At 74.0% G+C, this 23,926-nt stretch carries 19 protein-coding genes; 16 read left to right on the top strand and 3 right to left on the bottom strand.

Annotated elements, in window-relative coordinates:
• The first annotated feature begins 2 nt into the window (after positions 1-2).
• The 5 genes from ACIOFR_RS02075 (at position 3) to ACIOFR_RS02055 (ending at position 6,862) form a co-directional block, all read left to right on the top strand.
• Entirely contained in the window at positions 3-764 is a 762-nt protein-coding gene (locus tag ACIOFR_RS02075; protein WP_400991690.1) for an adenosylcobinamide-GDP ribazoletransferase, read from the top strand.
• Between the two features lie 292 nt (positions 765-1,056).
• Positions 1,057-2,553: a leucyl aminopeptidase gene (locus tag ACIOFR_RS02070; RefSeq protein ID WP_400991689.1), complete on the top strand. Its 1,497-nt coding sequence runs from the start codon at positions 1,057-1,059 to the stop codon at positions 2,551-2,553.
• 392 nt (positions 2,554-2,945) lie between these two features.
• Positions 2,946-4,334 (top strand): dihydrolipoyl dehydrogenase, encoded by a 1,389-nt coding sequence (lpdA, locus tag ACIOFR_RS02065; RefSeq protein WP_371496682.1) that lies wholly within the window; start codon positions 2,946-2,948, stop codon positions 4,332-4,334.
• 56 nt (positions 4,335-4,390) lie between these two features.
• Complete coding sequence (gene sucB, locus ACIOFR_RS02060) at positions 4,391-6,184, top strand: 2-oxoglutarate dehydrogenase, E2 component, dihydrolipoamide succinyltransferase (protein WP_400991688.1); 1,794 nt, start codon at positions 4,391-4,393, stop codon at positions 6,182-6,184.
• Positions 6,185-6,346: 162 nt separating this feature from the next.
• Positions 6,347-6,862 carry a DUF4240 domain-containing protein gene (locus ACIOFR_RS02055; protein WP_400991687.1) on the top strand — a complete coding sequence of 172 codons (516 nt, stop codon included), beginning with the start codon at positions 6,347-6,349 and terminating at the stop codon, positions 6,860-6,862.
• A gap of 15 nt (positions 6,863-6,877) precedes the next feature.
• Here the strand turns inward: ACIOFR_RS02055 and ACIOFR_RS02050 are convergent, their stop codons facing one another.
• Positions 6,878-7,876, bottom strand: a complete 999-nt coding sequence (locus ACIOFR_RS02050) for a DUF2510 domain-containing protein (protein WP_400991686.1) — start codon at positions 7,874-7,876, stop codon at positions 6,878-6,880.
• Between the two features lie 226 nt (positions 7,877-8,102).
• On the opposite strand from ACIOFR_RS02050, the gene ACIOFR_RS02045 reads away from it, so the two are divergent.
• The 3 genes from ACIOFR_RS02045 to ACIOFR_RS02035 all read left to right on the top strand — a co-directional run bounded on the left by ACIOFR_RS02045 (position 8,103) and on the right by ACIOFR_RS02035 (position 12,045).
• Positions 8,103-9,008: a TIGR01777 family oxidoreductase gene (locus ACIOFR_RS02045; RefSeq protein ID WP_400991685.1), complete on the top strand. Its 906-nt coding sequence runs from the start codon at positions 8,103-8,105 to the stop codon at positions 9,006-9,008.
• A 392-nt stretch (positions 9,009-9,400) separates the two neighbouring features.
• Entirely contained in the window at positions 9,401-10,729 is a 1,329-nt protein-coding gene (locus ACIOFR_RS02040; RefSeq protein WP_400991684.1) for an NAD(P)/FAD-dependent oxidoreductase, read from the top strand.
• 92 nt (positions 10,730-10,821) lie between these two features.
• A complete protein-coding gene (locus ACIOFR_RS02035; protein ID WP_400991683.1) occupies positions 10,822-12,045 on the top strand; it encodes a cation:proton antiporter in 1,224 nt (407 codons plus the stop codon).
• Positions 12,046-12,055: 10 nt separating this feature from the next.
• Here ACIOFR_RS02035 and ACIOFR_RS02030 read toward each other — a convergent pair whose 3' ends face one another.
• Positions 12,056-13,753, bottom strand: coding sequence for a regulator (locus tag ACIOFR_RS02030; RefSeq protein WP_400991682.1), 1,698 nt, complete (start codon positions 13,751-13,753; stop codon positions 12,056-12,058).
• Positions 13,754-14,053: 300 nt separating this feature from the next.
• Between ACIOFR_RS02030 and ACIOFR_RS02025 the strand changes: the two genes are divergently transcribed.
• The 7 genes from ACIOFR_RS02025 to ACIOFR_RS01995 all read left to right on the top strand — a co-directional run bounded on the left by ACIOFR_RS02025 (position 14,054) and on the right by ACIOFR_RS01995 (position 21,548).
• Positions 14,054-14,818 carry a 3-hydroxybutyrate dehydrogenase gene (locus ACIOFR_RS02025; protein ID WP_400991681.1) on the top strand — a complete coding sequence of 255 codons (765 nt, stop codon included), beginning with the start codon at positions 14,054-14,056 and terminating at the stop codon, positions 14,816-14,818.
• Positions 14,819-14,929: 111 nt separating this feature from the next.
• Complete coding sequence (locus ACIOFR_RS02020; RefSeq protein ID WP_400991680.1) at positions 14,930-16,303, top strand: MFS transporter; 1,374 nt, start codon at positions 14,930-14,932, stop codon at positions 16,301-16,303.
• A gap of 82 nt (positions 16,304-16,385) precedes the next feature.
• A complete protein-coding gene (locus ACIOFR_RS02015; protein ID WP_400992119.1) occupies positions 16,386-18,323 on the top strand; it encodes a helix-turn-helix domain-containing protein in 1,938 nt (645 codons plus the stop codon).
• Positions 18,324-18,434: 111 nt separating this feature from the next.
• On the top strand, positions 18,435-19,235 hold the full coding sequence (gene lipB / locus ACIOFR_RS02010; RefSeq protein WP_400991679.1) for a lipoyl(octanoyl) transferase LipB: 801 nt from the start codon (positions 18,435-18,437) through the stop codon (positions 19,233-19,235).
• A 120-nt stretch (positions 19,236-19,355) separates the two neighbouring features.
• Positions 19,356-20,309: a lipoyl synthase gene (gene lipA / locus ACIOFR_RS02005; protein ID WP_400991678.1), complete on the top strand. Its 954-nt coding sequence runs from the start codon at positions 19,356-19,358 to the stop codon at positions 20,307-20,309.
• A 187-nt stretch (positions 20,310-20,496) separates the two neighbouring features.
• The gene (locus ACIOFR_RS02000; RefSeq protein WP_400991677.1) at positions 20,497-20,721 is read left to right on the top strand and encodes a hypothetical protein; all 225 of its coding nucleotides are present in this window, start codon (positions 20,497-20,499) and stop codon (positions 20,719-20,721) included.
• A gap of 137 nt (positions 20,722-20,858) precedes the next feature.
• Positions 20,859-21,548 (top strand): DUF4191 domain-containing protein, encoded by a 690-nt coding sequence (locus ACIOFR_RS01995; protein WP_371496706.1) that lies wholly within the window; start codon positions 20,859-20,861, stop codon positions 21,546-21,548.
• A gap of 102 nt (positions 21,549-21,650) precedes the next feature.
• Here ACIOFR_RS01995 and ACIOFR_RS01990 read toward each other — a convergent pair whose 3' ends face one another.
• Complete coding sequence (locus tag ACIOFR_RS01990) at positions 21,651-22,118, bottom strand: RDD family protein (protein WP_371496707.1); 468 nt, start codon at positions 22,116-22,118, stop codon at positions 21,651-21,653.
• Between the two features lie 273 nt (positions 22,119-22,391).
• Between ACIOFR_RS01990 and glnA the strand changes: the two genes are divergently transcribed.
• Entirely contained in the window at positions 22,392-23,804 is a 1,413-nt protein-coding gene (glnA, locus tag ACIOFR_RS01985) for a type I glutamate--ammonia ligase (RefSeq protein WP_400991676.1), read from the top strand.
• The last annotated feature ends 122 nt before the right edge of the window (positions 23,805-23,926 follow it).

Genomic DNA, 23,926 nt, shown 5'->3' with positions numbered 1-23,926 from the left:
CCGTGCTGGACGGGCTGCGGTTCGCCTTCGGCACGCTCTCGGTGCTGCGGGTCCGGGTCGAGCGCTGGGACCGGCCGACGGCGGGGCGGGCGATGCTCGCGGCGCCGCTGGTCGGTCTGGTGCTGGGCGGTGCGGCGGCCGGGGCCGGCGCGCTGGTCGCGTCGCGCGGCGGCGCCCTGCTCGGGTCGGTGGCGGCGGTCGCGGTGCTCGCCGGGCTCACCCGGGGGCTGCACCTGGACGGGCTGGCCGACGTGGCGGACGGGCTGGGCAGCGGCAAGCCGGCCGAGGACGCGTTGCGGATCATGAAGCAGTCGGACATCGGCCCGTTCGGCGTGCTGACCCTGCTGCTGGTACTGCTGGCGCAGATCGCCGCGCTGGCCGACGCCTTCGCCGCTTCCGCGGGCCGCGGCGCCCTCGCCGTGCTGACGGCCGCCGTGACCGCGCGCTGCGCGCTCGCCTGGGGCTGCCTGCGGTCGGTGCCGGCCGCCCGCCCCGGCGGCCTGGGCGCGATGGTCGCGGGCACCGTCCCGGTCGGCGGGGCGCTGGCGGTGACGGCCGGCTCGGCGCTGGTCCTGGCGCTGGCGGGCGCGGCCGAGGGCTGGTCGACACTGCGTCAGCCGGTCGCGCTGGCGGTCGGCCTGGGCTGCGCGTGGGCGCTGCTGCGCCGGTGCCAACGACGATTCGACGGCGTCACGGGGGACGTGCTGGGCGCACTCGCGGAGACCGCGGCGACCGGCGCGCTGCTGGTGCTGGCGCTCGTCTGACGGCCGGGCCCGGCAGGGCGCCTGACGGTTCGGATGCCGACGCCCGTTCAGCTGACGGGCGCTCGGGCCGCCGGGCCGCCGCTCGGTCACTCGCTGTAGTCGCCGGTCGACGGTCGTGACAGGTGCCGCACAACCCGCGTACCGGGGGCGGCGCGATCCCAGCATGCGGACTACCATGCGGGGAGCAACCGTAGCCCTGCGCCCGTTTCCCCGCGGAACACGCCGGGGTTATGCCGGTACGGCACCGGTGCCGTACCCGGCCGTGGACCGCGAAAGAACAGGACGCATTTACGTGACTGCACTGTCTGTGAGCACCTCCTCCGCCGCAACGCTGCGTGCGGATGCCCTGGTGATCGGTGTGGCGAAGGGCTCCAAGGGCCTGGTCGTCGCTCCCGGCGCCGAGGCCGTGATCGAGGCGTTCGACGGCAAGCTGGCCGAGGTCCTCACCACCCTGGGCGCGACCGGCGCCGAGGGTGAGGCGGTCAAGCTCCCCACCACCGCGGGCTTCAAGGCCTCGCTGGTGCTGGCCGTCGGCCTCGGCGAGGCCGCCGAGGCCGGGTACGGGGCCGAGGCGCTGCGCCGGGCCGCCGGTGTCGCCGCGCGCACGCTGGCGGGCGCCAAGAAGGCCGCGCTGGCCCTGCCGGCCGAGTCGGCCGAGGAGATCGAGGCGGTCGCGCTGGGTGGCCTGCTCGGCTCGTACAGCTTCGGCACCTACAAGGGTGCGGGCAGCGGCAAGGAGCCGGTCGGCGAGCTGGTCGTGCTGGCCGCCCGCAAGGGCAGCAAGGACGCCAAGGCCGCCGTGGAGCGGGCGACCGCGCTGGGCGAGGAGATGAACCGCGCCCGCGACCTGGTCAACACCGCCCCGAACGACCTCAACCCGAAGTCCTTCGCCGCGCTCGCCCAGGCGGCCGGCAAGGAGCACGGCCTCAAGGTCGAGGTGCTCGACGAGAAGGCGCTGACCAAGGGCGGCTTCGGCGGCATCATGGGCGTCGGCATCGGCTCGGCGAACCCGCCGCGGCTGGTGAAGATCGCCTACACCCACCCCAAGGCCCGGGCGACCCTCGCCTTCGTCGGCAAGGGCATCACCTACGACTCGGGCGGCATCTCGCTGAAGCCGGCCGGCCACAACGAGACCATGAAGTGCGACATGTCCGGCGCCGCCGCCGTGTTCGCCGCCGTGGTCGCCGCCAAGCGTCTCGGCCTGGCCGTCAACGTCACCGGCTGGCTGGCGCTGGCCGAGAACATGCCGTCCGGCTCCGCGACCCGCCCCGGCGACGTGCTGCGGATGTACGGCGGCAAGACCGTCGAGGTGCTGAACACCGACGCCGAGGGCCGTCTGGTGCTGGCCGACGCGATCGTGCGCGCCGGCGAGGAGAACCCGGACGTCATCGTCGACGTCGCGACCCTGACCGGCGCCATGGTGCTGGCCCTGGGCAACCGCACCTTCGGCGTGATGGCCAACGACGACGAGCTGCGCGACCGCCTGCACGCCACCGCCGGTGCGGTCGGCGAGCAGTCCTGGCCGATGCCGCTCCCGGCCGAACTGCGCAAGGGCATGGTCGACACCACCGTCGCCGACCTCGCCAACATGGGCGAGCGGATGGGCGGCGGCCTGGTGGCCGGCCTGTTCCTCAAGGAGTTCGTCGCCGAGGGCATCGACTGGGCCCACCTGGACATCGCCGGCCCGGCCTACAACGAGGGCGGCCCGTTCGGCTACACCCCCAAGGGCGGCACCGCGAGCGCCGTCCGCACCCTGGTGCGCTTCGCCGAGGACACCGCCGGCGCCTGACGCCGCTGCCCGGAGGGGCCCGGATGCCGTGACGGCACCCGGGCCCCTCCGGCATTACCAGCCGGTAACGGCCCTCCGCAATGCGGGGGCGTGTTCGCCTCCGGCGAAACTTTGTTCCACACAGCGGAACGATCCGGGCCACCAGCCGCCCGACACGGCCACTCGCAGACCCGCCGACACCGCTGTGAGCTGCGACGATAACCACACGTACGGGGTATTCGGCCGCCTGTCGACGCCCTCGACGGACCCTTCGGGGCAGCCCCGGACATCAGCCGCCGCCAACAAGTGCAAAGATGTATTTCCGGCACGACTGGGCGCCTTACAAAGGCCAGCCCGACCACCGGACCGCGACCGGCCCGGCGAACCGCACACCTTTGCATGGAGGACGTGACGTGGCGAACGACGCCAGCACCGTTTTCGACGTAGTCATTCTCGGAGGCGGAAGCGGCGGTTACGCCGCGGCGCTCCGCGCCGCTCAGCTGGGTCTGAGCGTCGCCCTGATCGAGAAGGGTGAGCTCGGCGGCACCTGCCTGCACCGCGGCTGCATCCCCACCAAGGCCCTGCTGCACGCGGCCGAGATCGCCGACGAGACCAAGGAAGCCGCCGAGTTCGGCGTCCTGGCCACCTTCCAGGGCATCGACATCAAGGGCGTCCACAAGTACAAGGACGACGTCGTCTCGGGCCTGTACAAGGGCCTGCAGGGCCTGGTGGCCTCGCGCAAGGTCCACTACATCACCGGCGAGGGCAAGCTCTCCTCGCAGACCTCGGTGGACGTGAACGGCCAGCGCATCGAAGGCCGCCACATCCTGCTCGCCACCGGTTCGGTGCCGAAGTCGCTGCCGGGCCTGAACATCGACGGCGACCGGATCATCTCCTCGGACCACGCCCTCAAGCTCGACCGCATCCCGAAGTCGGCCGTGATCCTCGGCGGCGGCGTGATCGGTGTCGAGTTCGCCTCCGTCTGGAAGTCGTTCGGCGTCGACGTCACCATCGTCGAGGCCCTGCCCCACCTGGTGCCGCTGGAGGACGAGAACTCCTCCAAGCTGCTGGAGCGCGCCTTCCGCAAGCGCGGCATCAAGTTCGAGCTCAAGGCCCGCTTCTCCGGCGTCGAGTACACCGCCGACGGTGTCCGCGTCTCCACCGAGAACGGCAAGCAGATCGACGCCGACCTGCTGCTCGTCGCGATCGGCCGCGGCCCGGTCTCGGCCGGCCTCGGCTACGAGGAGAACGGCGTCGCCACGGACCGCGGCTACGTCCTGGTCGACGAGTACATGCGCACCAACGTGCCGACCATCTCGGCCGTCGGCGACCTCGTCCCGACCCTGCAGCTCGCCCACGTCGGCTTCGCCGAGGGCATCCTGGTCGCCGAGCGGCTGGCCGGCCTCAAGGCCGTGCCGATCGACTACGACGGCGTCCCGCGCGTGACCTACTCCAACCCGGAGGTCGCCTCGGTCGGCATCTCCGAGGCCAAGGCCGTGGAGATCTACGGCAAGGACAAGGTCGTCACGCTCAAGTACAACCTGGCCGGCAACGGCAAGAGCAAGATCCTGAAGACCGCCGGCGAGATCAAGCTCGTCCAGGTCAAGGACGGCGCCGTGGTCGGTGTCCACATGGTCGGCGCCCGCATGGGCGAGCAGGTCGGCGAAGCCCAGCTGATCTACAACTGGGAGGCGCTGCCGGCCGAGGTCGCCCAGCTCATCCACGCCCACCCGACCCAGTCCGAGGCCCTCGGCGAGGCGCACCTGGCGCTGGCCGGCAAGCCGCTGCACGCGCACGACTGATCGCGCCCAGCCACCCCCATTCCTGTACGCAAGACTTGATAGGAGTCGCTGAAACCATGGCGGTCTCAGTAACACTGCCCGCACTGGGCGAGAGCGTGACCGAGGGCACCGTCACCCGTTGGCTGAAGGCCGAGGGTGAGCACGTGGAGATGGACGAGCCGCTGCTGGAGGTGTCCACCGACAAGGTCGACACCGAGATCCCGGCGCCGGCCTCCGGCATCCTGGCCTCGATCAAGGTCGGCGAGGACGAGACCGTCGAGGTGGGCGCCGAGCTGGCGATCATCGACGACGGCTCCGGCGCCCCGGCCGCCGCCGCGGCCCCGGTGGCGGAGGCCGCTCCGGCCGCCGCCCCGGCCCCGGCCGCTCCGGTGGCCGAGGCTCCCGCCGCCCCGGCCCCGGTGGCCGAGGCCCCGGCCGCGGCTCCGGCCGCCGCCGCTCCCGCCGCCGACGCCACCCCGGTCCTGCTGCCCGCCCTGGGCGAGTCGGTCACCGAGGGCACCGTCACCCGCTGGCTCAAGGCCGAGGGTGACACCGTCGAGGTCGACGAGCCGCTGCTGGAGGTGTCCACCGACAAGGTCGACACCGAGATCCCGTCGCCGGTCGCCGGCGTCGTGGTCAGGATCCTGGTCGGCGAGGACGAGACCGCCGAGGTCGGCGCCCAGCTCGCGCTGATCGGTGCGGCCGGCGCTGCCGCCGCCCCGGCCGCTGCCGCTCCGGCCGCTCCGGCTTCGGCTCCGGTGGTCGAGGCTCCGGTGGTCGAGGCTCCGGCTCCGGCCGCCGCTCCGGCCCCGGCCCCGGTCGCCCCGGTCGCCGCGGCTCCGGTCGCCCCGGTGGCCGCTCCGGCCCCCGTCGCCGCCCCGGCTCCGGCCCCGGTCGCCGCCGCTCCGGTCGCCGCCGCGCCGGCTCCGGCCGCTCCGGCCGCCGACGCGGGTGACGCCTACGTCACCCCGCTGGTGCGCAAGCTCGCCGCCGAGCAGGGCGTCGCGCTGTCCGCCGTCACCGGCACCGGTGTCGGCGGCCGCATCCGCAAGCAGGACGTCATCGCCGCCGCCGAGGCCGCCAAGGCTCCGGCCGCCGCCCCGGCCGCCGCCGCGAAGGTCCCGGCCACCGTCGCCGAGGTCTCCCCGCTGCGCGGCACCACGGTGAAGATGTCCCGTCTGCGCTCGGTCATCGCCAAGCGGATGGTCGAGTCGCTCCAGGTGTCGGCGCAGCTGACCACCGTGGTCGAGGTGGACATCACCAAGGTGATGCGCCTGCGCGCCAAGGCGAAGGCCGGCTTCGAGGCCCGCGAGGGCGTCAAGCTGTCCCCGATGCCGTTCTTCGTGAAGGCCGCCACCGAGGCGCTGAAGGCCCACCCGGTCGTCAACTCCCAGGTGAACGAGGCCGAGGGCACCATCACCTACCACGGCGCCGAGCACGTGGGCATCGCGGTGGACACCGACCGCGGCCTGCTCGTCCCGGTCATCCACAACGCGGGCGACCTCAACATCGCCGGCATCGCGAGGAAGACCGCCGACCTGGCGGCCCGCACCCGCGACAACAAGGTCACCCCGGACGAGCTGGGCGGTGGCACCTTCACCATCACCAACACCGGCTCGCGCGGTGCGCTGTTCGACACCCCGATCATCAACCAGCCGCAGGTGGCGATCCTGGGCATCGGTGCCGCTGTGAAGCGCCCGGTGGTCATCAACCACCCGGACCTGGGCGAGACGATCGCGGTCCGCGACATGGTCTACCTGGCCCTGTCGTACGACCACCGGATCGTCGACGGCGCCGACGCCGCCCGCTACCTGGGCGCGGTCAAGGCCCGTCTGGAAGAGGGCGCCTTCGAGGGCGACCTCGGCCTCTGACGGTCGGCACGCCGGTGCCCCGCTCGTCCTCGGACGGGCGGGGCACCGCCGTTCTCCCGCCCTTCTCCCGCCCTTCCCCCGCCGAACCGGACGCGCCCGGCGCGCGCTCGCCCGTGCGCCGCGTGTGCATCGGCGCGGGCGAACAGGGATGCTGGAGCGGTGATGTACGAGACGGACTTCTGGCAGCTGATCGACGAGACCAGGGACGCGGCCGAGGGAGACCCGGACGAGCAGGCCGACGTGCTGGTGGAGCGCCTGGCCCAGCTGACGCCCGACGATGTGATCGACTTCGCCCGGCTGTTCGAGGCGCGGTTCCGGCGGGCCTACCGCACCGACCTGTGGGCGGCGGCCCACCTGATGCTGGACGGCGCCTCCGAGGACACCTTCGACTACTTCCGGTGCTGGCTGATCGGCCAGGGCCGGGAGGTCTTCGAGGGAGCCGTGCACCAGCCGGACTCGCTGGCCGAACTGGTGCCGGACTTCGACGAGGAGGAGGACGGGGACGCCGAGGACCTGGGCTACGCGGCCGACGAGGCGTACGAGCAGTTGACCGGGCTGCCGCTGCCGGACCTCGGGCTCGACCAGCCGGCCGGGCCCGAGGGCGAATCCTTCGACTTCGAAGACGCCGGGGTCATGGCGAAGCGCCTCCCCCTGCTGTGGGAGCGCTTCGGCGACTGACCCCGCGGCGGCGGATCAGGTACCGCTGCCGGAGCCGGTGGTCCGGATGCCCGCGACGATCTGCTCCAGCACCGCGGGCTTCGGGGCCAGTGGGTCGTCGTCCACCCCGCCGCGCAGCAGGACGAACCCGCCGCCCTCGGCCGGGCACGCGATCATCAGGGTGTACCCCTGCGCGCCCTGCTCCGGCGTGACGTACCAGCGCACCGCGTAGCCGTCGACCCCCGCGACCACGATCGGGCCGGAGGCCAGCTCGCGGTGGCCGAGCAGCTTGCCGAAGACCGAGGGCGCGAACTCGGCCATCGCGGCCTCGGCCGCGCTCCTGGCGTCGGCACCCGTGACGGCGTTGCTCTCGATCGAGAACTGGCCGCGCACGCACTGCTGGGCCATGCCGCAGTCGTACGGACCGCTGGTGGACCGCATCGAGACCACGTCGGTCGGGGTGCCGGTCGTCCAGCCGTACGGGACGGTGACCCGCAGCGAGTGCACGGTGTCGGTGACCGTGGTCGGGGCGCCGGTGCTGCGGGACGCGCCGGCGCTCGGGCTCGGGCTCGGGCTCGCACTGGGCCGGGGGCTGCGGCTGGGCGAGGCGGACGCGCTGCGGGAGGCGGAGCCCGACGCGGACGGGCCCGGCGGGGGCGGGCTCGGGTCGTCGCCGCGGGTGAAGGCGTACCCGATCGCGCCGGCCGCGACCAGCACCACGACGACCGCGACGCTGATGCCGATGACCAGCCCGTTGCGCCGGGGCGAGGGCGGCGGCCCGGGGTAGCCGTAGCCACCGCCCGCCAGGCCCTGCGGCGGGTAGCCGTAGGCCGGCTGCGCGGTCGGCGGGCCCACGGGCGCCGCGGGCGGGCCGTAGCCCGCGCTCTCCCACGCCTGGGTCGGCGCGTCGGCGAGCTGCCCGGCCGTGGGCGCACCCGCCTGGCGTACGTCGGCCGTCCAGGCGCTGCCGTCCCACCAGCGCTCCTCGGACGTCCCCTGGACGGGGTACCAGCCGGGAGGAATCGAGTTGGTCACCCCGGAACGGTACCGGCCGCACACCGGCGCGGGGCAGGGGCGGCCGGGTCACGACTTGGCACGGCGGCACCGCCCCCGGGCGCCGCGGCGGCCGGCTGACGCGCCGCCAGAACATCGTCCACGCAGGACCGCTCCGGGCGGAGCCGGGCAGCCCGGCGCCCCGCCCGGGCCGGCCGATCCGCGCGGCCGGGCCCGTGACGGCCGCGGCGGCTGCGAGGATGGGACCATGCGCATCGCGGTGACGGGTTCCACAGGTCTGATCGGTTCGGCGCTGGTCCGCTCGCTGCTGGCGGACGGCCACCAGGTGGTGCGGCTGGTGCGCCGGCGCAGCCGTACCGGCCCGCAGGCGGACGGCACCGTCGGGGTGGGGTGGAACCCGCACCTGCTGCGGGTGGACACCGCCGGCCTGGAGGGCGTGGACGCCGTGGTGCACCTGGCCGGCGCCGGCGTCGGCGACCGGCGCTGGACCGACTCCTACAAGCGCGAGATCCGGGACAGCCGGGTGCTGGGCACCGAGGCGATCGCCGGCGCGCTGGCCGGGCTGAAGCGGCCGCCGCAGGTCCTGGTGAGCGGCTCGGCCGTGGGCTACTACGGCCAGACCGGTGACCGGGTGATCGACGAACGGGACGGCGCCGGCGACGACTTCCTGGCCTCGGTCTGCGTGGAGTGGGAGGCCGCGGCGCGGCCCGCCGCCGAGGCGGGGATCCGGGTGGTGCACCCGCGCACCGGGCTGGTGCTCGCGGCCGGGGGCGGCGCCGGCGCCCGGCTGTTCCCGCTGTTCAAGCTGGGGCTGGGCGGCCGGCTCGGCTCCGGTGAGCAGTACTGGAGCGTCATCTCCCTGGCGGACGAGGTCGCGGCGCTGCGCTTCCTGCTCGACACCCCCGAGGTGAGCGGCCCGGTCAACCTGGTCGGGCCGGACCCGGTGACCAACCGCCGGCTGACGGAGGTGCTCGGGCGGGTGCTCGGGCGGCCGACGGTGTTCACCGTCCCGCACCTCGCTCTTCAGGCCGCCCTCGGCGAGATGGCCGTCGAGGTCTCGGGCAGCCACCGGGTGGTGCCGCGGGCATTGCTGGACGCCGGGTTCGTCTTCCGGCACCCGGACGCGGAGTCGGTGGTGCGGGCCGCCCTGTAGGGCGCGGACGGGCCGCTCGGGGGCTGCCGCACGGGGGCGTCGGGGCGGCCCCGGGGGCGGCGCGGGGCTGCGGCAGGGACGGCGCGGGAGGCGGTCACCGGGGGGCGCACGGAGGCATGCGGGCGGCGCGCTGCGCGCCTGTGGTGACCGTGCGCGCCCGTCACCCCGCTACCCGCCCCCTGATGGCGCACGCTCCGTGACCGTGCCCCCGTACCGTGCCGCCACGCCCCCGCCGTGCCGCCGTAAATCACCGGATCCGACTGTCTGATCAGGACAGTGACTGGGCATCACCCGAACGGACCGGTTCCCGGCACGTCGCCGCCCGCTCGGCCGGAGTTCACCGGTCCGGCGGCGCCCGGCCGCGGAACCCACCGTCAGGGAGGAGCACATCCGTGCCCGCATACGACTTCACCCGCCGCATCCGCCAGCCGTCGGATCCGGACGTCATCGTGGTCGGCGCCGGGCTCGCCGGCCTCACGGCAGCCCGGGCGCTGACCGCCCGCGGCGTCACCGTCCAGGTCCTGGAAGCCACCGATCGGCCGGGCGGCCGGATGGCCGCCCGCGAGCTGGACGGCTTCCGGCTGGACCACGGCAGCCTGCTGCTCAACACCGACTTCCCGGAGCTGGCCCGGCGGTTCGACCTGGACCGGCTGGCCCTGCGCCCGCTCGCCGCCGGGATGCTGGTGCACAGCGGCGGCCGCCGCCACCGGGTCGGCGACCCCCAGCAGACCACGGCCCGGCAGGCCGCCTCCCGCGGGCCGCTGGGCAGCCCGCTGGACAAGGCCAGGCTGGCCGCCACGCTCGCCCGGCTGGCCGCCACCCCCGCCGCCAAGCTGCTGGCCCGCCCGGAGACCACCGCCGCCCGCGCCCTGACGGAGCGCGGACTGTCCCCGCGGACGGTGGACGGCTTCCTGCGCCCGCTGCTCGGCGTGCTGCTCGCCGACCCGGCGCTCACCACCAGCAGCCGGGTCGCCGACCTGGTGCTGCGCAGCTACGCCCGGGGCCGGCTCTGTCTCCCGGCCGACGGGGCGAGCGCGGTGCCCGCCCAGCTGGCCGAAGGCCTGCCGGCCGGGACGGTCCGGCTCGGCGTGCGGGTCACCGCGATCGCGGCGGACGGCGTGGAGACCGCCGGACACAGCCGGATCACCGCCCGGGCCGTGGTGGTGGCCACCGACGCCCGCGCGGCCGCGGCCCTGCTGCCCGGCCTGCGCATGCCCGGCTTCCACCCCGTCACCACGTACTACCACGCGGCGGACCGCTCGCCGCTGGAGGAGCCGCTGCTGCTGCTCGACGCGGACCGCGGAACCGAACGCGGCGGCGTCGCGCACTCCCTGGTGCTCAGCGAGCTGGACCCCTCGTACGCCCCCGCCGGGCGGGCCCTGATCGCCACCACCGTGCTCGGCCGGCAGCGCTTCGACCCGGGCGGCCCCGCCGGGGAGGAGCCGGCCGTCCGGCGGCGGCTGGCGGAGCTGTACGGCACCGGCACGGCCGGCTGGGAGTTCCTGAGCGTGCGGCACCTCGCGGACGCCGTGCCGGCGATGCCGCCGCCGCACAACGTGCGCCGACCCGTCCGGCTGCTGGCCGGCCTGTACGTCTGCGGCGACCACCGGGACACCAGCACCGTGCAGGGCGCGCTGGTGTCGGGGCGGCGGGCCGCGCAGGCCGTGCTCGGCGACCTCGGCGTGCCGGCCGCGGACCGGGCGGCCGACGTGGCGGCGTAGCCCCGGCCTGGCCTGCCGGGCCCCTCCGCCGCCGCGTGTCAGTATGCCGATATGACCATGAGTCGGGCATCGCGGACGGCCGGTGGTGCGCGGTGAGCGCGGCCGACGTGCAGCTCCAGGCGCTGGTCCTGGTCCCGGCCTGCGCGGTTGCCGCACCCCTGCTCGCCGACCGGCTGGGGCGGTGGCTGGCCGTACCGACCGTCGTGCTGGAGATCGTGCTGGGCATCGTGATCGGCCCGGACGCCCTGGGCTGGGCGAGCGCCGGCGGGTTCGTCGAGGCGCTGTCCGGGTTCGGCCTGGCGATGCTGATGTTCCTGGCCGGCTACGAGGTCGACTTCACCCGGCTGCGCGGCGGCCCGCTGCGGCGGGCGGGCGCCGCGTGGCTGCTCTCGCTGACGGTGGCCCTGGTGTTCGGCGGGCTGCTCAACAGCGACCCGCTGAACGGTGCCTTCGCCGGGCTGGCCTTCACCACCACGGCGCTCGGCACGCTGCTGCCGATCCTGCGGGACGCGGGGGTCCTGGCAAGCCCGTTCGGCGCGATGACCATGGCGACCGGGGCGGTCGGCGAGTTCGGGCCGATCGTCGCGGTCGCCGTCCTGCTCAGCGGCAACACACCCCTGCGGTCCGCCGTGATCCTGGCCGCCTTCGCACTGATCGCCCTCGCCGCCCTCGGCCTGGCGCGCCGGCCCCAGCCCGCCTGGGTCGCCCGGGTGATGGTGCGCACCCTGCACACCTCGGGGCAGTTCGCCGTGCGCGCGGTGATCCTGGTGCTCGGCGCGATGGTCGCCGCCGCCCTCTGGCTGGAACTCGACCTGGTGCTGGGCGCCTTCACGGCCGGCGTCGTCGCCCGGCTGCTGCTGGCCGGCGTCCCGCGGCCCGAGCAGGAGGTGGTCGACGCCAAGCTGGAGGCACTCGGGTTCGGCTTCCTGGTCCCGGTGTTCTTCGTGGTCAGCGGGATGGAGTTCGACCTGGCGGCGCTGGTGCACGACCCGGGGACGCTGCTGCTGGTCCCGGTCTTCCTGGCGGGCCTGGTGGTGGTCCGCGGCGTCCCCGCGGCGCTCTTCGCCCCCGACCTGGCCCGCCGCGACCGCGCCGGCCTCGGCCTGTACGCCGCGACCGCGCTGCCACTGGTCGTCGTGATCACCACGATCGAGGTGGACGCCGGCCACCTGCGCACCTCCACCGCCGCCGCGCTGGTGGGCGCGGGCCTGCTCTCCGTCCTGCTGTTCCCCCTGCTGGCCCGGCGCGTGCGCGGCGGGACGACCCCGCCCGTGCCCCCGGCGGACGGGCCGGGGGCACGGGCGGAGAGCTGGTGACGCCCGGGGTTCAGATCACCCCCGACTGCCGGGCGGCGTCCTCGAAGCCGCGGACGACGGTGGTGCTGCGGTACGGGGCGAGGCGGCGGTGGAAGTCGCGCAGGTACTCCACCGTCCGGGCGGAGCGCATCTCCCCGGCGGCGCGCAGCGCGTCGGTGGCCATCCCGCAGGACTCCTCCACCTCGCCCATGCCCAGGCGGGCGGAGGCGAGGACGAGCCGGCAGAGGATGCGGCTGCGGGCGTAGGCGGGGCCCCGCAGGCGCAGCGACTTCTCGGCGTGCTGGGCGGCCGGCCGCCACTGCTGGAGGTCGCGGTAGCAGTGCGCGAACTCGTCGGCCAGCTGGGCGTCGTCGAAGTACTTCGCCCAGGAGGGCACCTCGTCGCCCGGCCGGCTGGTGCCGAGGGCCCGCTCGCAGCGCACCAGCGCGGTGGTGCAGGAGCGGACGTCGCCGAGCAGGCCGTGGCCGCGGGCCTCCGCGGCGTGCATCAGCGCCTGGACGACCGGGACGGCGGTGCTGCCGACGCCCTGTTGGGCGACCCGGGCGAGCTGGATGGCCTCCCGGGCGTGGCCGAGGTGCACGGCCTGCTGGCTCATCGTGGTGAGGATGAAGCCGCCGAGCACTCTGTCCCCCGCCGCCTGGGACAGCCGCAGGGACTGGACGAAGTACCGCTGCGCGAGCCCGTGCGCGGCGATGTCGAAGGACGTCCAGCCGGCCAGCCTGGTCAGGTCGGCGACGGCGCCGAACAGCGCGCGGCCGACCGGCTCGCCGTAGCGGCCGCGCAGCATCGGCTCGGCCTCGCTCTCCAGGTAGCGGACCAGTGCCTGGCGGGCGTGGCCGCCGCCGTAGGCGTGGTCGAGCGCGCGGAAGAGGTCGCCGACCGCGCGGATGGCGGCGATGTCGCCGCGGCCGACCCGGACCGGTGGGCGGTGGTCGCGCGGGCCCTCGGCCGGGTCGGGGCCGGCGGCGGGCGGGCGGCGGGTCTGCTGCGGGACCCGCCCCTGGTGCGGGACCCGCGGGCGGCCGGGGCCCGGGCCGCCCCTGGGGAGCGGCGGCTCCGGGCGGGCGGCCCGTTCCTCCTCCGGGGGCGGCGCGGAGCCGTCCCGGGCGACCCGCTCGTCGGTGCGGCCGATCAGCCAGTCCCGGCTGGGCACCACCAGTCCGGCCGGGGTGAAGGCGATCTTGCGCAGCTCGGCGTACGGGCCGTTGTCCTTGCGCCACATGGAGGCGACGATGTCGACCGCCTCCTGCGGGGTCTCGGCGAACTCCAGGCCCGCGTAGACCGGTGCGCAGGCGTCCAGGCCGACGTCCTGCGCCGTCAGCCGGCGGCCCAGCCGCCGGGTGAAGACCTCCGCGATCAGGGCGGGGGTCGCGCCGCGGGGCTGCTGGCCGCGCAGCCAGCGGGTCACCGAGGTCTTGTCGTAGCGCAGATCGAGCCCGTGTTCCAGGCCGAGCTGGTCGACCCGGCGGGCGAGGCCGGCGTGGGAGAAGCCGGACTCCTCGATGAGGGACGCGAGTTGTGGGTTCTGGGGCCTGGCGGCGGCCGGCGCCGGGTCGGCCGGGTGATCGGCGGGGTGGTCGGCGGCGGCCGCGGCGGGCACGACGGATGCGTGCGCAGGGACCCCGGTCGGCACCTCGTGCCGGTCCAGCGGGTCGAGCGGGTCGAGCGGTCCGTACGCCGGGCTGTCGGTTGCAGGCCGTTGGGGCATGTCTGTCAACACCTCTCGAGCGCCGCACCGGATCCCCCCGGTGCTCGGGGCGGCGCCCCCTGTCGGGAATCGGCGTGAATGTAGCGAGCATTCGGGCGCTATGGGCGGATCTGGGCGGGCAATCCTCCGAACGGGTGACGCATTGGCGCCCGTTGTGGGGAAGCTCCGGCCCCGCGTGTTTGGCTTGGATGTCCGCTGTGCCGAATCCGGGCCCATGGGTCGGCCCGCCACGCCGCGGTCCCGCTCTGTGGCGGTCGGCCACATAGGAGCGCGGGCCCGCGGTTCCTATCGTTCTCGGCCATGGACACCACTTCCGCCCCGCCCCCGCTCGGCGGCCGGACCGCCCTGGTCACGGGCGCCGCGTCCGGCATCGGCCGGGCCTGCGCCGAGGCGCTCGCCGCGGCCGGCGCCACCGTCCGGGTCGTCGACCTCCAGGCGCGCGCCGCCGAGGAACTGGCCGAGCGGATCGGCGGGAGCGCCCACATCGCCGACCTCGCCGACCCGGCCGCGGTGGAGGCCCTGCCGGACGACGCCGACATCGTCGTCAACAACGCCGGGCTGCAGCACGTCGCGCCGCTGCACGAGTTCCCGGTGGAACGGTTCATCCAGCTCCAGCGGGTCATGGTGGAGGCGCCGTTCAGGATCCTGCGCCGCACCCTGCCGCACATGTACCGGCAGGGCTGGGGACGGATCGTCAACATCTCGTCCGTGCACGGGCTGCGCGCCAGCGCCTTCAAGTCCGCCTACGTCACCGCCAAGCACGCTCTGGAGGGCCTCAGCAAGACGGCCGCACTGGAGGGCGCGCCCCACGGCGTCACCAGCAACTGCATCAACCCGGCGTACGTGCGCACCGCCCTGGTGGAGCGGCAGATCGCCGACCAGGCCGTCGCCCACGGCATCCCCGAGGACGAGGTGGTCGAGCGGATCATGCTCGACCGCACCGCCGTGAAACGCCTGATCGAGCCCGCCGAGGTGGCCGCGCTGGCCGTCTGGCTGTGCTCCCCGGCCGCCGCCTGCATCACCGGCGCGAGCCTGCCCGTCGACGGCGGCTGGACGGCGCGCTGACCCCGGGCCCGCCGGCCCGTGCCTCCGCGCCTCCCGCCGCTCCCCGCCCGTACCCCCCGCCCGTGCCTCCCCCGCCCGGAAATCCCCACCCGAAAACCCGAGGTGACCCTGATGTCCAGCTCCCCCGACGCCGCGAGAAGCGGCTCCCGGCTCTGGAAGGTGGTCGGTGCCAGCCTGATCGGCACCACCATCGAGTGGTACGACTACTTCCTCTACGGCACCGCCGCGGCGCTGGTCTTCGGCAAGGTCTTCTTCCCGAACAGCGACCCGCTGACCGGTACCCTGCTCTCCTTCCTCACCTACGCGATCGGCTTCGCCGCCCGCCCGCTGGGCGCCCTGGTCTTCGGCCACTTCGGCGACCGGATCGGCCGCAAGCGGCTGCTGGTGCTCAGCCTGCTGCTGATGGGCGGGGCGACCACACTGATCGGCTGCCTGCCGACGTACCACCAGATCGGGGTGGCCGCGCCGCTGCTGCTGACCGCGCTGCGGCTGGTGCAGGGCTTCGCGCTGGGCGGCGAGTGGGGCGGGGCGGTGCTGCTGGTCTCCGAGCACGGTGACCAGCGCCGGCGCGGCTTCTGGGCCTCCTGGCCGCAGGGTGGCGCTCCCGCCGGGAACCTGCTGGCGGCCGGTGCGCTCTCGCTGCTGACGACCGTGCAGAGCGACGCCGACTTCCTCGCCTGGGGCTGGCGGATCCCCTTCCTGCTCTCCGCACTGCTGGTCCTGGTCGGTCTGTGGATCAGGCTGTCGGTGGACGAGTCCCCACTGTTCAAGCAGGCGCTGGACGCCGTCCGGGCCCGGGGCGGTGAGGAGCGGCCTCCGATCGTCGCGGTCCTGCGGGACCACTGGCGGGACGTCCTGGTCGCGATGGGCGCCCGGATGGCCGAGAACATCTCGTACTACGTGATGACCACCTTCGTCCTCGCGTACGCGGTCGGCCACGTGCACCTGCCCAAGCAGACCGCGCTGAACGCCGTCCTGATCGCCTCCGCCGTCCAGTTCGCGCTCATCCCGGCCTTCGGCGCGCTCTCCGACCGGGTCGGCCGCAAACCCGTCTACCTGGTCGGCGCCGTCGGGGTGGGCGTGTGGGCCTTCGTCTTCTTCGGCCTGGTCGACACCGCGGACTTCGGCTCGCTGGTGCTGGCCGTCACCGTCGGCCTGGTCTTCCACAGCGCGATGTACGCACCGCAGGCCGCCTTCTTCTCCGAGCTGTTCGCCACCAGGACGCGCTACTCCGGCGCCTCCATCGGCGCCCAGTTCTCCTCGGTCGCCGCCGGCGCCCCCGCGCCGCTGATCGCCACGGCGCTGCTCAAGGACTACGGCAGCGCCACCCCGATCTCGGTCTACGTCGCGATCGCCGCGGTGGTCACCGTGCTCGCGGTGCTCTGCGCCCGGGAGACCCGCGGCCGCGACCTGGCCGCGGTCGGACCCTCCGGACCCTCCGGCCCCGCCGGCGAACACCCGGCCGGGCAGGCGGTCACCGTCTGAGCCCCCGTACGGCCCGGCGCGCTCCGCCATCCGCGCCGGGCCGTTCCCCCCTTCACCGAGAACTGGCACGATGTCCCGCACCATGGACGACCCCGCCCACCGCACCGCCCCCGCCCCGGGCGGCCCCGCGCCCACCGGTCCGGCCACCACCGCGGCGCCCGCGCTGCGACGGCTGCTCGACCTGCTCGCCACCGGCGCCGCCACCGAGGACTTCGCCGAGGTGCTCGCCGACGCCCGCCGCCGCGGCGCCGGCGCCCAGGTGCTCGCCGAGATCGAGGACGCCATCTGGCAGGCCCTGCGGGTGCACCGGACCCTGCGTCAGCACCGCCGCCGGGAGACCGAGCTGACGGCGCTCTTCGACACCGCCGGCGACCTCGCCGCCTCCCGCGACCTCGACTCCGTCCTGAGCGCGATCGTGCGCCGGGCCCGGATGCTGCTCGGCACCGACACCGCGTACCTGACGCTCCCCGACGAGAGCGCCGGGGACACCTACATGCGGGTCACCGACGGCTCGGTCTCCCCCCTCTTCCAGCAGTTGCGGCTCAGCCTCGGCGACGGCCTCGGCGGCTTGGTCGCGCAGACCTCCCGCCCCTACGCCACCCCCAACTACCGCACCGACGAACGCTTCCGCCACACCGGCCGGATCGACGCCGGGGTGCTGGACGAGGGCCTGGTCGCCATCATCGGCGTACCGCTGCTGCTCGGCGGCCGGGTGATCGGCGTGCTGTTCGCCGCCGACCGCTCCGCCCGGACCTTCTCCCCCGACGAGGTGGCCCTGCTCTGCACCCTCGCCGCGCACGCCGCGATCGCCCTGGACACCGCCGAGTCGCTCGCCGGGACCCGCACCGCGCTCGCCGAACTCGCCGGCGCCAACGAGGTCATCAGGGCCCACGCGGCCGCCGTCCAGCGCGCCGAGCAGGCCCACGACCGGCTCACCGACCTCGTCCTGCGCGGCGCCGAGGTCGCGGACGTCGCCGCCGAGGTGGCCGCCCTGCTCGGCGGCGAGGTCTCCGTGCACGACGCCGAGGGCCGCCCGCTCACCGGCCGTCCGCTCACCGGCGACCAGCTGCCGCAGGCGCTCGCCGCCTCCCGGACGGAGGCCCGCGCGGTGCGCCACGGGAGCGGCTGGGTGTGCGCCGTCCTCGCCGGACAGGAACTGCTCGGCGGCCTCGCCCTGCACCACCGGCCCGACCTGGACGACGCGGACCGACGGATCTTCGAACGGGCCGGCGTGGTCACCGCCCTGCTCCTGCTGCTGCGCCGGTCCGTCGCCGAGACCGAGAACCGGATCCGCGGCGAACTCCTCGCCGACCTGCTCACCGCACCCGAACGCGACCCGGCCGGGCTGACCGCCCGGGGCCGCCGGCTCGGCGTCGACCTCGCCCGGCCGCACCTCGTGCTGGTCGCCGAGAGCGGCGCCGAGGGCCGCACCCGGCTGGCCGGCGCCGCCGCCCGCCACCTCTTCGGCTCCCGCGGCATCAGCGCGGAGCACGGCGAGGCCGTGGTCCTGCTGCTGCCCGAGGACGGCACCTCCCCCGGCCGGCTGGCCCGGGACACCGCCGAGCGGCTGGCCCGGCTGGCGGGCGCCCCGGTCACCGTCGGCGTCGGCCGCCCCGCCACCGGTCCCGTCCCGCTGGCCGCCGCGTACGCCGAGGGGCTGCGCTGCGTCCGGGGGCTGCGGGTGCTCGGCCGCGAGGGGGACGGCGCGTCCGCCGCCGACCTGGGCTTCCTCGGCGTGCTGCTCGGGGACGGCCACGAGGTGGACCCCTTCGTCGCGGCCACGCTCGGCCCGCTGCTCGACTACGACGCCCGTCGCGGCACCGAACTGGTCCGCACCCTGCGGGCGTACTTCGACTGCGGCCAGAGCCTCACCCGCGCCAAGGACCACCTGCACGTCCACGTGAACACCGTGGTCCAGCGCCTGGACCGGATCGAGGCACTGCTCGGCCCCGACTGGAACCAGCCCGAGCGCTCCCTCGAACTCCACCTCGCGCTGCGCCTGCAACTGCTCGCCGCCTGACGTCACCGGCGGGAGTGCCGCAGCGGCCCCGGCCCCGGCCCCGGCCCCGCAGGAGTGCCCCGGCGCAGGCGTACAGTTCTGGGGTTGGTCTCGAACGCCTGGCAAGGAGCAGTGGTGAGCGAGCAGATACGGTTCGTGCGGTCGGGGACCGGCGAGGGCGCCGTGCCCTACGAGGAAGCCTGGGCCGAGCAGCAGCGCCTGCACGCGCTGCGGGTCGCGGACGAGATCCCGGACACCGTGCTGCTGCTGGAGCACCCGCCCGTGTACACCATGGGCAAGCGCACCAACCCGGCCGACCTGCCGCTGGACGGCACCCCCGTGGTGGAGGTGAACCGGGGCGGCGAGATCACCTGGCACGGCCCGGGCCAGCTGGTCGGCTACCCGATCGTGAAGCTGCCGGACCCGATGGACGTGGTGGCCTACGTCCGCCGGCTGGAGGAGGCGCTGATCCGGGCCTGCACCGAGTTCGGCGTGCAGACCACCCGGATCGAGGGCCGCAGCGGGGTCTGGAAGCTCGGCCAGGAGATCCCGGACGCGGTGGTGGACCCGTCGCAGGTGGTGGAGATCGGCAAGCTGACCCTGCGGATGGGCCTGCCGCTGGGGATCGACCCGCGGCTGGCCGGGCCGGAGTACGCGCCGTCCAACGCCGGCCAGCGCGGCGACGACCGCAAGCTGGCGGCGATCGGCGTCCGGGTGGCGCGCGGGGTGACGATGCACGGGTTCGCGCTCAACTGCAACCCGGACATGACCTGGTTCGACCGGATCGTCCCGTGCGGGATCCGTGACGCGGGCGTCGGTTCGGTCAGCTCCGAGCTGGGCCGGGACTTCCCGGTGGCCGAGGCGCTGCCGGTGGTCGAACGGCACCTGGCGGCGGTGCTGGCCGAGCTGCCGGAACCCTCGCTCGTCCGCTGAGGCGGGGAATCCACACCGGGTTCCGGTTGTTGCCCTGCGATTGCAGGGCCGGGGCCCGGCACAGTTGATGAAAGCACAGGCGTACCCTGGGGGTACCCCGTCTAGTCCTAGGAGTCGCACGTGTCCGCTGTCGCACCCGACGGCCGGAAGCTCCTCCGTCTGGAGGTCCGGAACGCCGAGACCCCCATCGAGCGGAAGCCTGAGTGGATCAAGACCCGGGCGAAGATGGGCCCGGAGTACAACGCGCTGCAGTCGCTGGTGAAGAAGGAGGGGCTGCACACGGTCTGCCAGGAGGCGGGCTGCCCCAACATCTTCGAGTGCTGGGAGGACCGCGAGGCGACCTTCCTGATCGGTGGCGACCAGTGCACCCGACGCTGTGACTTCTGCCAGATCGACACCGGCAAGCCCGCCGACTTCGACCGGGACGAGCCCCGCCGGGTCGCCGAGTCCATCGTCACGATGGACCTCAACTACGCCACCATCACCGGCGTCGCCCGCGACGACCTGGAAGACGGCGGCTCCTGGCTGTACGCCGAGACCGTGCGCCAGGTGCACGCGCTCACCGCCGAGCGCGCCGCCGGCCGCACCGGCGTCGAGCTGCTGATCCCCGACTTCAACGGCGTCCCCGCGCTGCTGGACGAGGTCTTCGACTCCCGCCCCGAGGTGCTCGCGCACAACGTCGAGACGGTGCCGCGGATCTTCAAGCGGATCCGTCCGGCCTTCCGCTACGAGCGCTCGCTGGACGTCATCACCCAGGCCCGCGCCGCCGGGCTGGTGACCAAGTCCAACCTGATCCTGGGCATGGGCGAGACCCGCGAGGAGGTCAGCCAGGCACTGGCCGACCTGGTCGGGGCCGGCTGCGAGCTGATCACCATCACCCAGTACCTGCGGCCGTCCGTGCGCCACCATCCGGTGGAGCGCTGGGTCAAGCCGCACGAGTTCGTCGAGCTCCAGCAGGAGGCCGAGGAACTGGGCTTCGCCGGTGTGATGTCCGGGCCGCTGGTCCGCTCCTCGTACCGGGCCGGCCGGCTCTACCGGCAGGCGCTGGAGCACCGCGCGAAGGCCGCGGTCTGAGTTTCGTCCGATGATGGGGCGGGTCCGGTACGGGCCCGCCCTTCGTCGTGCCGGGGCCGCCACCGGCTCCCGACGTCACCGGCCGCTGACCTTCATCGGCCTTTGACGCCCGGGTCACCGGCCGGTAACACCGCTCGGCCAAGATGACATTGTCGGACCAGCCTCGACAGCCAGGGGAGCACGCGACATGCAGGCAGCAAGGGGAGCGCTCCGGGACGCCCGGGTGCTCGGCCGGGTGCGTTCGGTCAAGGACGCCGTCCGGCTGGCCGAGACCGTGCTGCTGGGCGGCGGCCAGCGCCGCGCCCGGCGCAACGCCTGGTCGGCGGTGTGCGAGAACCGCCGGTACGCGGCCGACCGGGTGGACGGCGCGACCGCGTTCGGGCGGCCGGACCAGGCGCGGCAACGCGCCTGAGCAGCGGCCCGGCTGCGGCCGCCGGGCCCCGCGCCGCGCCCGGGCGGCCTTCCGCGGGCGGCCGTCCGGGAAGACGCAGGTCACGAACCGGCACCGCCCTTGGATATCCCGTACCTGCCACACGTACCATGAGCGGTATGGCGAGGGAAACATCCGAGAACCCCGGGCGGCTGAAGCAGATCCGCACGGCGTACCAAATGACCAAGAAGGTCGACACCAAGATCGGCCTGATCATCGGAGGCATCGGCCTCCTCACCTTCGGCGTGTTCCTCGCCATCGGTTTCCTGATCGGTCACCCCATCTACCTGGGCATCCTGGGCTTCATCGTGGCGTTCCTCGCCATGGCGATCGTCTTCGGGCGCCGGGCCGAGCGGGCGGCGTTCGGGCAGATGGAGGGGCAGCCGGGCGCGGTGGCCGCCGTGCTGGACAACATCCGCCGCGGCTGGAGCGCCAACTCGACCCCGGTCGCGGTGACCCGCAACCAGGACGCCGTCTACCGCGCGGTCGGCCGGGCGGGCATCGCGCTGATCGGTGAGGGCAACCCGAACCGCGTCCGCCCGCTGCTGGCCTCCGAGAAGCGCAAGATGGCCAAGGTCGTCGGCGACGTCCCGGTGCACGACATCATGGTCGGCAACGGCGAGGGCGAGATCCCGCTGAAGAAGCTGCAGATCCACCTGATGCGGCTGCCGCGCGCCATCTCCCCGGCCCAGGTCACCGAGACCAACGACCGGCTGCGCGCGCTGGGCGACCTGCTGTCCAAGGCGCCGATCCCCAAGGGCCCGATGCCCAAGGGCGCGCGGATGCCCAAGGGCGGCCAGGTCCGCTGACCCCGGCGTCCCCGCCTCGGCCCGCTCCGGGCCCCTCTCGACACCACGGCCCCGCCGCGATCCTCTCGCGGCGGGGCCGTTTGACGTGCGCGGTCCGGGGGGTCAGATCCGGATCTCCACGGTGCCGACCGCCTTGTCGTGCAGGCCGCGGGTGTCGCGGTCCCAGACCAGGGCCGGCACCACCAGGCAGAGCAGCAGGGTGCGCAGCAGCACCTGCGGGATGGTGGCGCGGGTGCCGTCCAGGCGGACCACCCGCAGGCCGAAGAGCCGCTTGCCGACGGTGAAGCCGGCCGTGGCCAGCAGCAGGACGGTGACCACGTAGAAGAGCGGGGTGGTCCACAGGTTGGCCGCGGCCTGGTCGCCGCGCGCGAGCAGCCCGTACGCCACCAGGCTGACCAGCCAGCCGTCGACGAACAGCGCGCCGATCCGGCGGCCGGGGCCGGCCAGCGAGCCGGGGCCCTCCTTGGGCAGGCCCAGGCGCTCGCCGCGGTAGCCGAAGTCGGCGCCCATCCGCTCGGCCGCGGCCTTCGGGCCGTCGATCCACGATCCCAACGCTTCTCTGGTATCCACGAATCCACAGTATCCGGACCTCCCGGGCGATCTTCGCCACCCTCCCCCCGGGCGGGTGAATCCGTGTCGACCGCTCTGCACAAGTGGTCTGGACCACTTGGGGAGCACGGCGCCGACCGGGGCTGCGTTTTGTCCGAAACCGTACTGCTTTGCCACCCGCCGGAGCGGGCCGGTTAACATTCAGGAAACGGTGGAGTCACCGGCCGGAAACGGCCCAGCTCTAACGTGAGCCGCCCTAGGGTGAGCCACCAGACCGCACGCTGAGGAGGATGGATGTTCACCAACGCCGACGAGGTGAAGCAGTACATCGCCGACAACGACATCAAATTCGTCGATGTCCGCTTCTGCGACCTGCCGGGCGTCATGCAGCACTTCTCGGTACCGGCGGCGACCTTCGACCCGTCCGAGACCCTGATGTTCGACGGCTCGTCGATCCGCGGCTTCCAGGCCATCCACGAGTCCGACATGGCACTCGTCCCGGACCTGGCGACCGCCCGGCTGGACCCGTTCCGGACCGAGAAGCACCTCAACATCAACTTCTTCATCCAGGACCCGATCACGGGCGAGGCCTACAGCCGCGACCCGCGCAACGTGGCCAAGAAGGCCGAGGCCTTCCTCGCCTCCTCGGGCATCGCCGACACCGCGTACTTCGGCCCGGAGGCCGAGTTCTACGTCTTCGACTCGGTGCGCTTCGAGACCAGCGCCAACGCCTCGTACTACCACATCGACTCCGAGGCCGGCGCCTGGAACAGCGGCTCCGCGGAGGGCGACGCCCGCGGCTACAAGGTCAAGTACAAGGGCGGCTACTTCCCCATCCCGCCCGTCGACCACTTCGCCGACCTGCGCGCCGAGATGTCGCTGGAGCTCGCCGCAGCGGGGCTGGAGGTCGAGCGCCAGCACCACGAGGTCGGCACGGCCGGCCAGGCGGAGATCAACTACAAGTTCAACACCCTGCTGCACGCCGCCGACGACCTGATGCTGTTCAAGTACATCATCAAGAACGTCGCCTGGCGCAACGGCAAGACCGCCACCTTCATGCCCAAGCCGATCTTCGGCGACAACGGGTCCGGCATGCACGTCCACCAGTCGCTGTGGACCGAGGGCTCCCCGCTCTTCTACGACGAGCAGGGCTACGCGGGCCTGTCCGACACCGCCCGCTACTACATCGGCGGCCTGCTCCGGCACGCCCCCTCACTGCTGGCCTTCACCAACCCGTCGGTGAACTCCTACCACCGGCTGGTGCCCGGCTTCGAGGCCCCGGTCAACCTGGTCTACTCGCAGCGCAACCGCTCCGCCGCGATCCGGATCCCGATCACCGGCTCCAACGCCAAGGCCAAGCGCATCGAGTTCCGCGCACCCGACCCGGCGTCCAACCCGTACCTGGCCTTCGCCGCCATGCTGATGGCCGGCCTGGACGGCATCAAGAACAAGATCGAGCCGCTGGAGCCGGTCGACAAGGACCTGTACGAGCTCGCCCCCGACGAGCACGCCGCCGTCCCGCAGGTCCCGGCCTCGCTCGGCGCGGTGCTGGAGGCCCTGGAAGCCGACCACGAGTACCTCCTCGCGGGCGGCGTCTTCACGCCGGACCTGATCGAGACCTGGATCGACTTCAAGCGCACCAACGAGATCGCCCCGATCGCCCTGCGGCCGCACCCGCACGAGTTCGAGCTGTACTACGACCTGTAGGAGCGGCTCTGACCTGCGGAAACGCGGTTCGATCTCTCATCGTTTCCGCAGGTCAGCACCCTGCTGACCTGCGGAAACGCGCTGCACTTGGCAACCGGTCGCACCTCAACCGGTTGCCGATG

This window comes from Kitasatospora sp. NPDC088346, from assembly GCF_044740765.1.
Classification (GTDB): Bacteria; Actinomycetota; Actinomycetes; order Streptomycetales; family Streptomycetaceae; genus Kitasatospora.
The sequence above is the reverse complement of the archived record's forward strand: the minus strand, read 5'-3'. Positions and strand labels throughout refer to the sequence as shown.

What these genes read in the sequence shown, in the direction of transcription:
- ACIOFR_RS02000 (WP_400991677.1), top strand. Translation starts at nt 20,497, where the DNA reads ATGCAGGCAGCAAGGGGAGCGCTCCGGGACGCCCGGGTGCTCGGCCGG.
- ACIOFR_RS02045 (WP_400991685.1), top strand. Translation starts at nt 8,103, where the DNA reads ATGCGCATCGCGGTGACGGGTTCCACAGGTCTGATCGGTTCGGCGCTG.
- sucB (WP_400991688.1), top strand. Translation starts at nt 4,391, where the DNA reads ATGGCGGTCTCAGTAACACTGCCCGCACTGGGCGAGAGCGTGACCGAG.
- ACIOFR_RS02030 (WP_400991682.1), bottom strand. Translation starts at nt 13,753, where the DNA reads ATGCCCCAACGGCCTGCAACCGACAGCCCGGCGTACGGACCGCTCGAC.
- ACIOFR_RS02020 (WP_400991680.1), top strand. Translation starts at nt 14,930, where the DNA reads ATGTCCAGCTCCCCCGACGCCGCGAGAAGCGGCTCCCGGCTCTGGAAG.
- glnA (WP_400991676.1), top strand. Translation starts at nt 22,392, where the DNA reads ATGTTCACCAACGCCGACGAGGTGAAGCAGTACATCGCCGACAACGAC.
- ACIOFR_RS02025 (WP_400991681.1), top strand. Translation starts at nt 14,054, where the DNA reads ATGGACACCACTTCCGCCCCGCCCCCGCTCGGCGGCCGGACCGCCCTG.
- ACIOFR_RS02015 (WP_400992119.1), top strand. Translation starts at nt 16,386, where the DNA reads ATGGACGACCCCGCCCACCGCACCGCCCCCGCCCCGGGCGGCCCCGCG.
- ACIOFR_RS01995 (WP_371496706.1), top strand. Translation starts at nt 20,859, where the DNA reads ATGGCGAGGGAAACATCCGAGAACCCCGGGCGGCTGAAGCAGATCCGC.
- ACIOFR_RS02055 (WP_400991687.1), top strand. Translation starts at nt 6,347, where the DNA reads ATGTACGAGACGGACTTCTGGCAGCTGATCGACGAGACCAGGGACGCG.